The following is a 14488-nucleotide window of genomic DNA, read 5'->3' as shown; positions in this document are numbered from 1 at the left end:
TTCCTAGACTGTTTCCCTTTGACATCCTTATCTCCCCACCGTCCTGGCAGGATCCTTTCGTGTCCCTGTTTGTCCATTGCGCTTCCTGCGCTACGTCCATGTAAGAAAGAGTAACCGTGGATCCAATCTTAGGAAAGGGGCGAAAAGTCACCACGTCATGTAAGACAAAGCTTACAAAAGGATTCATTGGCAAACGGCGAGGTCAGCAGGTGGTGATGCTTCCAGCTTTCCGATTAATCACAAACAGGGCCACGAAAGTAGTGCCCCTGCGTAAGCGCTGCCGATCAAGGGGCCAGACGGGCTGGAGTGGGCGGCAGGGCAGCCCACAGATTGATCAGAACTGTTCAGCGTCCAGCAGATAGAGCGAATCGCTCCCCGCCTTCACCGAAGCCACCAACGAATGCACCCGTGGCAACAGCCGCGCGAAGTAGAACCGTGCGGTTCCCAGCTTGGCCCCGTAGAAGTCGGCATCGCCCTCGCCCGCCTTGGCCGCACGGGCCATCAGTGCCCACATGTAGGCATAGGCGACGTAACCGAACGCGTGCAGGTACTCCACCGACGCCGCACCGATCTCGTTAGGGTTGCCCTTGGCCTTGTCCAGCACCCAGGCCGTCAGTTCGTCGAGCTGGTCGAGGGACGCCGCCAGCGGCTTGGTGAACTCACCCAACTCGCTGCCAGCGGCTACGACAAACTGGCGGATCTCGTCGGCAAACAGCTGGTAGTAGGCGCCGCCGCTGGCCACCACCTTGCGACCGACCAGGTCCAGGGCCTGGATGCCGTTGGTGCCTTCGTAGATCTGGGTGATGCGCACATCACGTACCAGTTGCTCCTGACCCCACTCACGGATATAGCCGTGGCCACCGAACACCTGCTGGCCGTGCACGGTGCACTCCAGGCCCAGGTCGGTGAGGAAGGCCTTGGCCACTGGCGTCAGCAGGGCCACCAGTTCTTCGCTGCGCTTGCGGGTCGCGGCGTCTTCGCTGTACTTGGCACTGTCGAGTTGCAGCGCCACGTAGCTCGAGAAGGCCCGGCCACCCTCGATCAGCGCTTTCATGGTCAGCAGCATGCGACGCACGTCCGGGTGAACGATGATCGGGTCGGCGACCTTGTCCTTGGCCTGCGGGCCGGTCGGCGCGCGGCTCTGCAGGCGGTCGCGGGCGTACTCGACGGCGTTCTGGTACGAGCGCTCGGCCGAGGCCAGGCCCTGGATGCCAACACCCAGGCGCTCGTAGTTCATCATGGTGAACATGGCGGCCAGGCCCTTGTTCGGCTCACCCACGATATAGCCGACTGCCTCGTCGAAGTTCATCACGCAGGTGGCCGAGGCCTGGATGCCCATCTTGTGCTCGATCGAGCCGCAGTTGGCCGGGTTGCGCGCACCGAGGCTGCCGTCTTCGTTGACCAGGAACTTGGGCACCAGGAACAGCGAAATGCCTTTGGGGCCGGCCGGTGCGTCCGGCAGCTTGGCCAGCACCAGATGAATGATGTTCTCGGTGAGGTCGTGCTCGCCACCGGTGATGAAGATCTTGGTGCCGCTGACCTTGTAGCTGCCGTCGGCCTGCGGTTCGGCCTTGGTGCGGATGATGCCCAGGTCGGTACCGGCGTGGGGCTCGGTCAGGCACATGGAACCGGCCCAGACGCCGGCGTACATGTTCGGCAGGTATTTCTCCTTCAGCGCCTCACTGGCGTGGGCGTTGATCGACAGGCAGGCACCGGCGGTGAGCATCGGGTACAGGCCAAACGCCAGGCTCGAGGCGTTGACCATCTCTTCGACCTGGGCGGAAATCGCCTTGGGCATGCCCATGCCGCCGAACTGCGGATCGCCACCCACGCCCACCCAGCCACCTTCGGCAAAGGTCTGGTAGGCCTCGATGAAGCCTGCCGGGGTGCGCACTACGCCGTTGTCCCAGTGGCAGCCTTCTTCGTCAGCGGCGCGGCTCAGCGGGGCAATGGTCTTGCTGGTGACCTTGCCGGCCTCTTCCAGCACGGCCATGGCGGTGTCGGCATCGACCGTCTCGGCCAGGGCAGGCAGCTGCGACCAGAGTGTGGCCACGTCGAAGACTTCATTGAGAACGAAGCGCATATCGCGCAGGGGCGCTTTATATTCAGCCATGACAACCTCTCGCTATAAGGCTCGGGGCGGTCCGACGGGACCGCGGCACTGGGTTGTAGCCAGTGTAACCGAACAACTTTTTCGAGACATAGGGTCATCATCCGACCGAATGGTCAGCCATGGTCACGCCATTCGAATGGCACCGCGCTGTGATTGCTGGCCGAAGGTCATCACGCAGTTACGCCCCGCGCCCTTGGCGCTGTACAGGGCCTGGTCCGCGGACTTGAGCACTTGCTCGGGGTTGCGATGCTCAAGCTGGCGCTCGGCGATACCGATGCTGATGGTGACCGAAACCGTACTGCTGCCGTTGCCAGCACGGCGTTGTCGGCCGGCGCCATCATCCTGCGGGCGGTTGCTCTGGTCGCGAAGCTGAATGGCGTAGTTGGCGATCATCTCGCGCACCGCCTCCAGGTGCGGCAGGCATTCCTCGGCGGTCTTGCCAGCGAACACCAGGGCAAACTCCTCGCCGCCATAGCGGTAGGCTCGGCCACCACCGGTGACTTTGGACAGGCGGCTGGCCACCAGGCGCAGAACCTGGTCACCGACGTCATGGCCATGGGTATCGTTGAATTTCTTGAAGTGGTCGACGTCGGTCATGGCGATCACGTAGTTGCGCCCCAACCGCTGCATGCGTTCGTTCAATGCGCGGCGCCCCGGCAGGCCGGTCAGTTCGTCGCGGAAGGCCATCTGATAGGCCTCGTGGGAGACGGCGGCAGCGATCATCAGCATCACCTGGCTGCACATGATGTTCAGGGTGAACGGCAGAATGAAGGTTTTGGGCAGCATCCAGAAGATACCGATCAGCCCGATGACCTGTGCCGCATGCAAGGGCCGGGGCTCGCGCAGGTACTGCACCACCAGCAGGATGAACACGACGATGAACAGCGGGTAGGCCAACTGGATAAGGCTCATCCACTGGCCATGCAGCGACGGCCAGCGGATCTCCGCCAGCCAGCCCAACAGGGCCTCGGGGAAGCTCTGCTCCAGCGCCAGCGCCACGCTGCCGACAGCAAACAGCACGGCAAAGCGGGCGAGCATGTCCTGGGCCAGGTGGGTACGTTCCTGCCAGGCCGCATACAGGCCGAACAACGCCGGGAGCAGCAGGCAGACCAGGTGGAAGATCACCGCAGCATCCTCGCGCACCCGGCCATTGTCGCGGTAGAAGTCGGTCTGGGTGTCGAGCAGGAAATAGGCGATGTATACCGTGACCATCAGGAACAGCTCGCGCTGCCGGCGATACACCGCGCAATAGGCCCCGCCCAGCAGCAGGACCAAGGTGGGCAGCACATTGAACAGCGATGTGAAGAAGACACTCAGGTCCCTCACATAGGCCGCGGCAAGGCCCGACAGCAAAAGAATCAGCGAAGGCAGGAAGTGGCTCGCGCGTACAGCGGATAGACGAAACAAGGGTAATCTCCGACCCGGCAGATCAATAATGGCATTGTGCCCCTACTTCATCCACTGTGCACCTGAATAGATGAAATTTTGACGTCGGGTTAACGGCAGGCAGGTGTGCATGCTTGAGGCACACTCGTTACTGGATGCGACATCTCTGCAGACTTTTCCCTTCTTTTTGCAAGAACGGGCTTGCTCCGTGATCGCGTTGGAGATGCCTGAACCCCTGCCTGGCGGACCTCTGCCACTTGGCCACCTGAATCGATGGGCAAAAAAAAACCGCCTGCCGATAACGGCAGACGGTTTTGCTACAGCCGGCAGGCTTAGTAGGACAGACCGAAATCGTCTTCCTTCATCGCCATCAGGTTGTCGGCACCAGACAGGATCGCCGCGACATGCGTGCGGGTGCGCGGCAGGATGCGCTGGAAGTAGAAGCGCGCAGTCTGCAGCTTGGCGGTGTAGAACGCCTCTTCGCTGGTGCCGGCAGCCAACTTCTCGGCGGCCAGGCGAGCGATGTCGGCCCAGAAGTAGGCCAGGCAGGCATAGCCGGAATACATCAGGTAATCCACCGAAGCGGCACCGACTTCCTCGCGATCCTTCATCGCCGCCATGCCGATCTTCATGGTCAGCTCGCCCCACTCCTTGTTGATCGCCGCCAGTGGCTCGACGAACTCTTTGGTAGCAGCGTTGCCTTCCTGGCCCTGGCAGAACTTGTGGACGATCTTGGTGAAGCCTTTGAGCGCCTCGCCCTGGGTCATCAGCACCTTGCGGCCGAGCAGGTCGAGGGCCTGGATGCCGGTGGTGCCTTCGTACAGCATGGAAATGCGGCTGTCGCGCACGTTCTGCTCCATGCCCCACTCGGCGATGAAGCCGTGGCCACCGTAGATCTGCACGCCGTGGTTGGCAGCTTCAAAGCCGACTTCGGTCATGAAGGCCTTGGCGATCGGGGTGAGGAAGGCCAGCAGTGCGTCGGCCTTTTTCTTGGCCTCTTCATCCTGGCTGTACTTGACGATATCCACCTGCTGGGCGGTGAAGTAGACCATCGCACGGTTACCTTCGGCGAAGGCCTTCATGGTCAGCAGCATGCGGCGCACGTCGGGGTGGACGATGATCGGGTCGGCCGCCTTTTCAGGCGCTTTCGGGCCCGTCAGGGAGCGCATCTGCAGGCGATCACGGGCGTACTTCAGGCCGCCCTGGAACGCCACTTCAGCGTGGGCCAGGCCCTGCAGTGCGGTGCCCAGGCGTGCGGTGTTCATGAAGGTGAACATGCAGTTCAGGCCCTTGTTGGCTGGGCCGATCAGGTAGCCGGTGGCGCTGTCGAAGTTCATGACGCAGGTGGCGTTGCCGTGGATGCCCATCTTGTGCTCGAGCGAGCCGCAGCTCACGCCGTTGCGCTCACCGACGCCACCTTCGGCGTTTGGCAGGAACTTGGGCACGATGAACAGCGAAATGCCTTTGGTGCCGGCAGGCGCATCGGGCAGGCGGGCCAGGACGATATGAACGATGTTGTCGGCCATGTCGTGTTCACCGGCCGAGATAAAGATCTTGGTGCCGGACACCTTGTAGCTGCCGTCGGCCTGAGGCTCGGCCTTGGTGCGCAGCATGCCAAGGTCGGTACCGCAGTGCGGCTCGGTCAGGCACATGGTGCCGGTCCACTCGCCGGACACCAGCTTGGTCAGGTAGGTGTGCTGCTGCTCGGGGGTGCCGTGCTCGGAGATGGTGTTCATCGCGCCGTGGGACAGGCCTGGGTACATGCCCCACGACCAGTTCGACTCACCGACCATCTCGCTCAGGGCCAGGCCCAGCGACTCAGGCAGGCCCTGGCCGCCATGCTCGACGTCATGGGCCAGGCTCGGCCAGCCGCCTTCGACGAATTGCTCGTAGGCTTCCTTGAAACCGGTCGGCGTTTTCACGCCCGACTCGCTCCAGGTGCAGCCTTCCAGGTCACCGACACGGTTCAGCGGGGCCAATACCTGCTCACAGAATTTCGCGCCTTCTTCAAGAATCGCGTCCACCATGTCTGGCGTGGCGTCCTGGCAGGCCGGCAGGCTCGCATAGTGCGCCTCATAGCCAAGCAGTTCGTCGCGGACGAAGCGGATATCACGCAAGGGAGCTTTGTAATCAGGCATTGCGATGAACCTCTGTGATGAGTTCTCTGGGGAGACCGCTGACACCGACCAACGCTTGGCGGCTATCGATCAAACAGTTGTTTGAAACTTACGTTTAGGTGGCTGCGATGTCAAGGAAGGCTCAGTGTCATTTACGCCGCCCAACATGACATTTACGCCACCACCCTCTAAACGCATGGCGGGGCAAGCCCACTCCCACGCAATGCCGCAGGGCGGGGCGTGGGAGCGGGCTTGCCCCGCGATGTTGCTGAATGTGAGGTGACGATCAGGCGTAGGTGTCGATGAACCGACCGAGCATTTCGTCCGAGGCCTTGGCGACTTTGACGCCCAGTTCGACTTCCTGCTTGCCCAGCGCCAGTTGCACGGTGCTGGTGGCCAGGTCCATCTGCTGGCTGCGGTCGACGCCACGCAGGCGCTCGGCCTGGTAGTCGGTGGACTGGCTGGTGTTGCCACGCTCGACGGCGCCACTGGCGATCTGCTGGGCGGCCTGGTCGACGCGGTTCTGCCCGTTCTGGATAGCCCCCAGGCCTGCGTAGAAGGCGGAGCTTGCGTTGATTTCCATGTCAGGACTCCGTGACGCTGGGTAATGAACAGGGCTTATTAAAGCAGGCCAGCCGGAAAAAGGCCCGTTTAAATCCCTAATAGCCCAGTGCCAGCCAATAGACCGGATCATGCCGCCATCCGGCAGGCCGTCTAGTCCAGCAGATCCAGCTGCAGATGCGCGGCCACTGCATCCGCACTCGCCTGCTTGAGCCATGGCACCCGCCCCAGGCAAGGCGCGGGCAGCCGCTCGGCCAGGCTGGAAAGGTTATCTTCCAACCGCGATGTCCGTGGGTCGACGATATTCGCCACCCAACCGGCCAGTTGCAGGCCATCCCGGGCAATCGCCTCGGCACTGAGCAGGGCGTGGTTGATACACCCGAGGCGCACGCCAACCACCAGGATCACCGGCAGCTTCAGGGCAATCGCCAGGTCCGACAGGTTGGCGTGGTCCGAAAGCGGCACGCGCCATCCCCCGGCACCTTCGACCAGGGTGAAATCGGCACTCTGTGCCAGCACATGGTGCATGGCTTCCAGCAACGTCGGCACACTCAGCGCTACCCCGGCTTCGCGCGCGGCGACATGGGGGGCGATGGCCGGCTCGAAGGCGAAAGGATTGACCTGCTCATAAGGCAGCTTGATCGAGCTTTCATCGATAAGCGCCAGGGCATCGCTGTTGCGCAACCCCTTGGGGGTGACCACACAACCGGACGCCACCGGCTTGGCTGCCAGGGTACTCAAGTCACGCTGACGCGCCGCATGCAGCAGGCCGGCGGCGATGGTGGTCTTGCCAACGTCAGTGTCGGTGCCGGCGATGAAATAAGCCTGGTTCATGTTACTGCCCCTCTGCCGCAGATTGACGCAGCACACCGTAGACCACCTGATAGGTGGCCGGCAGCCCCTGGGGCTGGCGGAACTGCTCGTAAGCCTGCAGCAGCCCCTGCATCCGCGCCCGCCCGGTGAGCCCCGAAGGGCGCCCAGGGTTGAGGTTGTGCGCGCCAAGGGCCTTGAGTTCGTGGGTCAGGCTGCGCACGTCCGGGTAGTGCAGCACATGGGCGCGGCGCTCCAGCCCGAGCAGCTCCAGGCCGCTGCCCGCGCACAGGCGCTGGTAGTCCTCGAAATGGCGGAAGCGGTTAACGTGGACCATGCCGTCTACCGCCTGCCAGCTGGCGCGCAACTCATCGAGAGTACCGACACACAAGCTGCTGAACGCCATCACACCGCCCGGACGCAACACCCGCCCAGCCTCGCTCAAAACACTGCCGAACTGGCCACACCACTGCACCGCCAAACTGCTGAACAGCAGGTCGACACTACCATCGGCCAGCGGCAGGCGCTCGGCATCGCCCGCCACGTGATATTGCGCACCACCTTGCTCACGAGCATGGCGCAGCATGCCCTCGGCGATATCCATGGCCACGCCGCTGGCACCGGCGAAACGCGCCGCCAGCACCCGGCTGAAGTGCCCCGTGCCGCTGCCCAGATCAAGCCAGCGCTCAGGCGCCAGGTCGGCCGGTAGTTTTTCCAGCAGAGTCACCCCCACCGCACGCTGCAGGGCTGCGACACTGTCGTAGCTGGCGGCGGCGCGGGAGAACGAGGCCGCCACCTGGCGTTTGTCTGGCAGGCCGCCGGGCAGGCTCGGCTGGGAAAGGTCAGTCATCGCCACTCTCATGCAAAAAACTCTTGATGCCCGCCGCCAGCTCCTGCGGATATTCCAGCAGGAAGGCGTGGGAACTGTCTTCGACCAGGCCGACTTCCACGTCCGGCAACAACTCGCTCAACGCCTTGGCCGCCTCCGCCGGAACCAGCGCGTCACTGCCGGCAAACAGATGCAGTTGTGGGCCGCCGTACTGCTCCAGTGCCGCGCGGGTATCCAGCTTGGCCAACACTTCCAGGCCGGTGGCCAGGTACAACGGGTCGGTATCGGGCACGCCCACCCCCAACTGACGCAACAAGGTGCGCGGCTGCAGCGCGCCGTCGCTGCACAGGGTGCGGAAGCGCTTGAGGGTGACCTGCGTATGGCTGCGGCAGCCATCGAGGAAGGTGCCAAAGGTGTCCGCTGCCATGCCATGGGGCCAGTCCGGCCGGGCGACGAAACTGGGATTGCTGGCCAGGGTGAGCAGCCCGCAGCAGTGGTCGCCACGCTTGTGGGCCAAGGCGCTGGCAAGCATGCCACCCAGCGACCAGCCACCCAGCCAGGCATCGGTCGGCAACTGCCGGTCGAGGTGTTCGACCCAGGCCTGCACGTCGCTGTGGGGCAGCTCCGGCAGCGGCATCAGCTCTACCTGCAAGCGCAGGTCCTGGGCACGCAGGCTGGCGGCCAGCGGTTCCAGTGACGCGGTACCCAGCCCCCAGCCGGGCAGAAGGATCAAACGGTTACGCATCGGCGGCCTCCAGCGGCGGATAACACTCGGCCAATGCATTCAACAATAGCTGGACCTGCGCCTCACTGTGGGCGGCGCTCAGCGTCACCCGCAGCCGCGCGCTGCCGGCGGGTACGGTGGGTGGGCGAATAGCCGTCACCAGCAGGCCACGCTCGCGCAGCCGGCGCGACAACGCCATCGCCCGGGCGGCATCACCGATCAGGATCGGCTGGATCGCCGTGTGGCTGTCCATCAGCGTAAGGCCGATCTGCTCGGCGCCCTCGCGGAATTGGCGGATCAACGCCGCCAGGTGCTCGCGACGCCAGGTCTCCCGGCGTAGCAACTCCAGCGCCTTGAGCGTGGCGCAGGCCAGCGCCGGTGGTTGGCTGGTGGTGTAGATGTAGGGGCGGGCGAATTGCACCAGTGCTTCGATCAGTTCCTCGCTGCCCGCGACGAAGGCGCCCGCCGTGCCACAGGCTTTGCCCAGCGTGCCGATCAACACCGGCACATCCTCGATGCCCAGCCCGAAGTGCTCGACGATACCGCCACCCTTGGCACCCAAGGTACCCAGGCCATGGGCATCGTCGACCATCAGCCAGGCGCCACGGGCGCGGGCCACTTCAGCCAGGGCCGGCAGGTCGGCGCAGTCGCCGTCCATGCTGAACACGCCATCGGTGACCACCAGCGTATTGCCGGTGGCCTTGCCCAGGCGGCTGGCCAGGCTGGCCGGATCGTTGTGCAGGTAGCGGCTGAAGCGCGCCCCACTGAGCAGCCCGCCATCCAGCAACGAGGCATGGTTGAGGCGGTCCTGCAACACCGTGTCGCCCTGCCCCACCAGCGCGGTGATGGCGCCAAGGTTGGCCATGTAACCGGTGGAGAACAACAGTGCCCGCGGGCGCCCGGTCAATTCGGCCAATGCCTCCTCGACCTGGTGGTGCGGTGTGCTGTGGCCGATCACCAGGTGCGAGGCACCGCCGCCGACACCCCAGCGCTCGGCGCCGTCGCACCAGGCCTTGATCACCTCGGGGTGGTTGGCCAGGCCCAGGTAGTCGTTGCTGCAGAAGGCCAGCAGCGGCTGGCCATCGACCACCACCTGCGGCCCCTGCGGGCTCTGCAGCAGTGGCCGCTGACGGTAAAGGTCCGCGGCACGCCGTTCGGCCAGCCGCGCGGCGAGGTCGAAGGCCATGCTCAGGCCGAGGCTGCGTCGTAGAACAGCGCGCTGTTGCGCTGCTCGACCACTGCCTGCTCGATGGCGGCCTGATGCACTTCGTCGGCATGCTCTTCACGGGCTTCGGGCTTGATGCCGAGGCGGGCGAACAGCTGCATGTCCTTGTCGGCCTGCGGGTTGGCGGTGGTCAGCAGTTTTTCGCCGTAGAAGATCGAGTTGGCGCCAGCCATGAAGGCCAGGGCCTGCATCTGCTCGTTCATCTGTTCACGGCCGGCGGACAAGCGCACGTGGGACTTGGGCATGAGGATGCGGGCAACGGCCAGCATGCGGATGAAATCGAACGGGTCAACGTCTTCCTCTTCAGCCAACGGCGTGCCGGCGACCTTGACCAGCATGTTGATCGGCACCGATTCCGGGTGCTCAGGCAGGTTGGCCAGCTGGATCAGCAGGCCTGCGCGGTCGTCCAGCGACTCGCCCATGCCGAGGATGCCGCCGGAGCAGATCTTCATGCCGGCATCACGCACGTAGGCCAGGGTCTGCAGGCGCTCGCTGTAGGTACGGGTGGTGATGATGCTGCCGTAGAACTCCGGCGAGGTGTCGAGGTTGTGGTTGTAGTAGTCCAGGCCGGCCTGAGCCAGGGCCAGGGTCTGCTCCTGGTCGAGCTTGCCGAGGGTCATGCAGGTTTCCAGGCCCATGGCCTTGACCCCTTTGACCATCTCCAGCACGTAAGGCATGTCCTTGGCCGACGGGTGCTTCCACGCAGCGCCCATGCAGAACCGGGTAGAGCCGATGGCCTTGGCCCGGGCGGCTTCTTCCAGCACCTTCTGCACTTCCATCAGCTTCTGTTTTTCCAGCCCGGTGTTGTAGTGGCCGGACTGCGGGCAGTACTTGCAGTCTTCCGGGCAGGCGCCGGTCTTGATCGACAGCAAGGTCGATACCTGTACGCGGTTGGGGTCGAAGTGCGCGCGATGCATGGTCTGCGCCTGGAACAGCAGGTCGTTGAACGGCTGCTGGAACAGCGCCTTGACCTCGGCCAGGGACCAGTCGTGACGTGTGGTTGCAATTGTGCTGGCGCTCATCGGCGTTTCCTTATCTATGGTCTGACTGACGCCGGGACAGGAAAGCCCGCCAGCGCATCACGGATAGCCCGCATATTTACGGAAGGACCATGAACTGTCAACCAAACATAAAATCACTGGCTTACAAGTGTATAAATATTGATCACCACTGTTTGCTCTGCGACGAACCCGCGCAACAGCCCTGGCCACTGTGCATGGCCTGCGAAAGCGAACTGCCCTGGCTCCACGAACAATGCCGCCGCTGCGGGCTGCCACTGCCGATGGACGGCTTTACCTGCGCCAGCTGCCGCCGCCGCGCACCGGCGTTCCACCAGGTCGTTGCGTTGTGGCATTACGGCTTTCCGGTCGACAGCCTGATCAGCCGCTTCAAGCACAACAGCCAGTGGCCGATGGGCCGCCTGATGGCAGAGTTGCTCGGCCAGGCCCTGGAACATCGCTTCAACGAACACCTGCCACGGCCTGATCGCTTGTTGCCCGTCCCCCTGGCCAGCCGCCGCCTGCGCCAACGCGGCTTCAACCAGGCGGCGATGCTGGCCCGCTGGCTGGCCACGCAACTGCAACTGCCCTGCGACGAACAGCTGCTCGAACGCACACGCGACACCCAGGCCCAGCAGGCCCTGGGCGCCAAGGCCCGGCGGCGCAACCTGCGCCAGGCCTTCGCCCTCGCCCCGGGCGCTGATGTCGAAGGCCTGCACCTGGCGGTAATCGATGATGTGCTGACCACCGGCGCCACCGCCCAGGCCATCGCCAGCCTGTTGCGCAAACAGGGCGCCCGGCGCGTCGACATCTATTGCCTGGCGCGCACGCCAAGGCCCGATCAGGCTTGACTTGACCGGGTGCGGGCGGCAACGTCGCGGGATCTTCCGCACAACCGAACCCCGCCCATGTCCCTGCCCGCCCTGCTCACCCAGCACATCGCCCGCCGCCCGCAGCGCATTGCCCTGCTGCAGCATGTCGCCGAACAAGGCTCGATCACCCGCGCCGCCAAGGCCGCCGGCATCAGTTACAAGGCCGCCTGGGACGCCATCGACGAGCTCAACAACCTCGCCGACCAGCCGCTGGTCGAGCGCAGCACGGGCGGCCGTGGTGGCGGCGGCGCACGGCTGTCCGCCGAGGGCGAACGCGTGCTGCGCCTGTACCAGCGCCTGCAAGCCTTGCAGACACAGATGCTCGAAGCCGCAGAGCACAGCAGCGACCTCGACTTGCTCGGGCGTCTGATGCTGCGCACCAGTGCCCGCAACCAGTTGCAGGGGCGGATCAGCGGCCTGCGCCGCGAAGGCCGGCATGACCGTATCAGCCTGACCCTCGGCGGCGGGCTGGAGATTGAAGCCTTGATCACCCGTGGCAGTACCGAACGGCTCGAGCTGACCCTGGGCGCCACGGTGCTGGCGCTGCTCAAAGCGGGTTGGCTGCAGTTGCTGGGCGCCGATGAGCAGGCCGAGCACGGCAGCAATTGCCTCAAGGCCACGGTCGAGGAAGTCCTGGCCGATGACGGCGAGCAACGCGAAGTGCGCCTGGTATTGGGCAACGGCCAGACCTTGTGCGCGATCGCCGAGCAGCCATGGCTGGAGCAGCATCAGGTACGGGCAGGCTGCGAGATCCGGGTGCAGTTCCATCCCTCCTATGTACTGCTGGGCGTACCGGTATAGCGCAGCCCGCGGTTGCCGCGAGGAATGCGCTACCATGCGCCCACGCTGTCCCCGCGCCTGGAGCCCTGTATGTCCCACCCCTTCGACACCCTCACCCCCGACCTCGTGCTCGATGCCGTGGAAAGCCTGGGCTTTCTCAGCGATGCCCGTGTCCTGGCACTGAACAGCTACGAAAACCGGGTCTACCAGGTGGGTATCGAGGACGCGCAGCCGCTGATCGCCAAGTTCTATCGCCCGGGGCGCTGGAGCGACGCGGCCATTCTCGAAGAGCATGCCTACAGCGCCGAACTGGCCGACTGCGAGGTGCCGGTGGTTGCGCCGCTGCAGCACGACGGCCGTTCGCTGTTCGAGCACCAGGGCTTTCGCTTTGCCCTGTTCCCTCGCCGCGGCGGGCATGCGCCCGAGCCGGGCAACCTCGACCAGCTCTACCGCCTCGGCCAACTGCTCGGCCGCCTGCACGCGGTCGGTGCCACCCGCCCCTTCGAACACCGCGAACAACTGGCTGTGGACAACTTTGGCCACGCCTCCCTGCGCACCCTGCTCGAAGGCAATTTCGTCCCCCGCGAGCTGCTTCCAGCTTTCGAATCGGTGGCCCGTGACCTGCTCAAGCGCGTCGAGGACATCTACGCACGTACCCCGCACAAGCTGATCCGCCTGCACGGCGACCTGCACCCCGGCAACCTGATGCACCGCGACGAGGCCTACCACGTCGTCGACCTTGACGACTGCCGCATGGGCCCGGCGGTACAAGACCTGTGGATGATGCTCGCCGGCAGCCGCGAAGAGCGCCTGGGCCAGCTGGCCGAACTGATCGACGGCTACAACGAATTCCACGATTTCGACCCGCGCGAACTGGCCCTGATCGAGCCCCTGCGCGCCCTGCGCCAACTGCACTACAGCGCCTGGCTGGCGCGGCGCTGGGACGACCCGGCGTTCCCGCCGAGCTTCCCCTGGTTCGGCCAGCCGCGTTACTGGGGCGACCAGATCCTCGCGCTGCGCGAACAGATGGCTGCGCTGGATGAACAACCGTTGAAATTGTTCTAGAAGCACAGCGCGCTCTGTCTACAATAGGCGTCGCGTTATTTAGCTACCTAAGCAAGGATTCTGCATGCACGCCGCCAACCCGCGCCGCGGGTACATTCTGGGCCTCGGCGCCTACATCATCTGGGGCCTGTTCCCCCTGTACTTCAAAGCCATCCAGAGCGTCCCGGCGGTGGAAATCATCGTCCATCGGGTGCTGTGGTCGGCGCTGTTCGGCTCGTTGTTGCTGCTGGTGTGGAAACACCCCGGCTGGTGGCGCGAGCTGCGTGACAACCCACGCCGCCTGGCCATCCTGGCCCTGAGCGGCACGCTGATCGCCGGTAACTGGCTGACTTACGTGTGGGCTGTGAACAACGGGCGCATGCTCGAGGCCAGCCTGGGCTACTACATCAACCCGCTGATCAACGTGCTGCTGGGCATGCTGCTGCTCGGCGAACGCCTGCGCCGTCTGCAATGGCTGGCGGTGGGGTTGGCGGCATTGGGTGTAGCACAGCAGGTGTGGCAGGTCGGCAGCCTGCCATGGGTGTCGCTGGCACTGGCGCTGTCGTTCGGCTTTTATGGCTTGATTCGTAAACAGGCGCCGGTGGCCGCGTTGCCGGGGCTGGTGGTGGAAACCTGGATGCTGGTGCCATTGGCCATCGGCTGGCTGCTGCTGCACCCCACCGCCAACAGCGCCAGCCTGGACTTCTTCAGCAGCAGCGAAGCGCTGTGGCTGATCGCCGCCGGCCCGGTGACCCTGGTGCCGTTGGTATGCTTCAACGCCGCCGCCCGTCACTTGCCGTACACCACCCTGGGCTTCCTGCAGTACCTGGCGCCGACCCTGGTGCTGCTGCAGGCGGTGCTGCTGTTCGGCGAGCATTTGTCGTCCAGCACATTGATGGCCTTCGCCTGCATCTGGGCAGGCCTGGCCGTGTACAGCGTCGATGCCTGGCTCAGTTTGCGCAAGCGCGACTGATCAAATAATGCTCAAACCCCTGCAGGCCACGCCGTGCTTGGCCTGCAGCAAGCGCT

13 protein-coding genes are annotated in these 14488 nt (G+C 64.5%); 4 read left to right on the top strand and 9 right to left on the bottom strand.

The genetic code is table 11. From position 1 onward, the window contains the following. Window positions 1-334: 334 nt before the first annotated feature. The 9 genes from LOY51_RS02085 to bioB form a co-directional block, all read right to left on the bottom strand. The gene (locus tag LOY51_RS02085; protein WP_258644178.1) at window positions 335-2113 is read right to left on the bottom strand and encodes an acyl-CoA dehydrogenase C-terminal domain-containing protein; all 1779 of its coding nucleotides are present in this window, start codon (window positions 2111-2113) and stop codon (window positions 335-337) included. A 123-nt stretch (window positions 2114-2236) separates the two neighbouring features. Beyond that, window positions 2237-3520 (bottom strand): GGDEF domain-containing protein, encoded by a 1284-nt coding sequence (locus LOY51_RS02080; protein WP_258644177.1) that lies wholly within the window; start codon window positions 3518-3520, stop codon window positions 2237-2239. Window positions 3521-3831: 311 nt separating this feature from the next. Then, a complete protein-coding gene (locus LOY51_RS02075; protein WP_258644176.1) occupies window positions 3832-5637 on the bottom strand; it encodes a phenylacyl-CoA dehydrogenase in 1806 nt (601 codons plus the stop codon). A 265-nt stretch (window positions 5638-5902) separates the two neighbouring features. Continuing rightward, window positions 5903-6199: a pyrroloquinoline quinone biosynthesis protein PqqE gene (locus LOY51_RS02070; RefSeq protein WP_125462323.1), complete on the bottom strand. Its 297-nt coding sequence runs from the start codon at window positions 6197-6199 to the stop codon at window positions 5903-5905. Between the two features lie 131 nt (window positions 6200-6330). Beyond that, window positions 6331-7011 carry a dethiobiotin synthase gene (bioD, locus tag LOY51_RS02065; protein WP_125857187.1) on the bottom strand — a complete coding sequence of 227 codons (681 nt, stop codon included), beginning with the start codon at window positions 7009-7011 and terminating at the stop codon, window positions 6331-6333. A gap of 1 nt (window position 7012) precedes the next feature. After that, a complete protein-coding gene (gene bioC, locus LOY51_RS02060) occupies window positions 7013-7837 on the bottom strand; it encodes a malonyl-ACP O-methyltransferase BioC (RefSeq protein WP_258644175.1) in 825 nt (274 codons plus the stop codon). Further along, window positions 7830-8561 carry an alpha/beta fold hydrolase gene (locus LOY51_RS02055; RefSeq protein WP_125462320.1) on the bottom strand — a complete coding sequence of 244 codons (732 nt, stop codon included), beginning with the start codon at window positions 8559-8561 and terminating at the stop codon, window positions 7830-7832. Before LOY51_RS02055 ends, bioC begins: the two co-directional genes overlap by 8 nt. Beyond that, window positions 8554-9726: an 8-amino-7-oxononanoate synthase gene (gene bioF, locus LOY51_RS02050; protein WP_258644174.1), complete on the bottom strand. Its 1173-nt coding sequence runs from the start codon at window positions 9724-9726 to the stop codon at window positions 8554-8556. Before bioF ends, LOY51_RS02055 begins: the two co-directional genes overlap by 8 nt. 2 nt (window positions 9727-9728) lie before the next feature. Continuing rightward, window positions 9729-10787 (bottom strand): biotin synthase BioB, encoded by a 1059-nt coding sequence (gene bioB / locus LOY51_RS02045; RefSeq protein ID WP_125857183.1) that lies wholly within the window; start codon window positions 10785-10787, stop codon window positions 9729-9731. 89 nt (window positions 10788-10876) lie between these two features. Between bioB and LOY51_RS02040 the strand changes: the two genes are divergently transcribed. The 4 genes from LOY51_RS02040 (at window position 10877) to rarD (ending at window position 14432) form a co-directional block, all read left to right on the top strand. Next, a complete protein-coding gene (locus tag LOY51_RS02040; protein ID WP_258644173.1) occupies window positions 10877-11614 on the top strand; it encodes a ComFC family protein in 738 nt (245 codons plus the stop codon). A gap of 57 nt (window positions 11615-11671) precedes the next feature. Continuing rightward, window positions 11672-12436, top strand: coding sequence for a TOBE domain-containing protein (locus LOY51_RS02035; RefSeq protein ID WP_258644172.1), 765 nt, complete (start codon window positions 11672-11674; stop codon window positions 12434-12436). A gap of 69 nt (window positions 12437-12505) precedes the next feature. Next, entirely contained in the window at window positions 12506-13480 is a 975-nt protein-coding gene (locus LOY51_RS02030) for a serine/threonine protein kinase (protein WP_125857180.1), read from the top strand. Between the two features lie 64 nt (window positions 13481-13544). Continuing rightward, complete coding sequence (gene rarD / locus LOY51_RS02025; protein ID WP_125857179.1) at window positions 13545-14432, top strand: EamA family transporter RarD; 888 nt, start codon at window positions 13545-13547, stop codon at window positions 14430-14432. The last annotated feature ends 56 nt before the right edge of the window (window positions 14433-14488 follow it).

Origin of the sequence: Pseudomonas sichuanensis (assembly GCF_024749065.1) — a bacterium.
GTDB lineage: Bacteria > Pseudomonadota > Gammaproteobacteria > Pseudomonadales > Pseudomonadaceae > Aquipseudomonas > Aquipseudomonas sichuanensis.
Note: the sequence above shows the minus strand (reverse complement) of the source record. Positions and strands in the feature narration are given on the sequence as shown.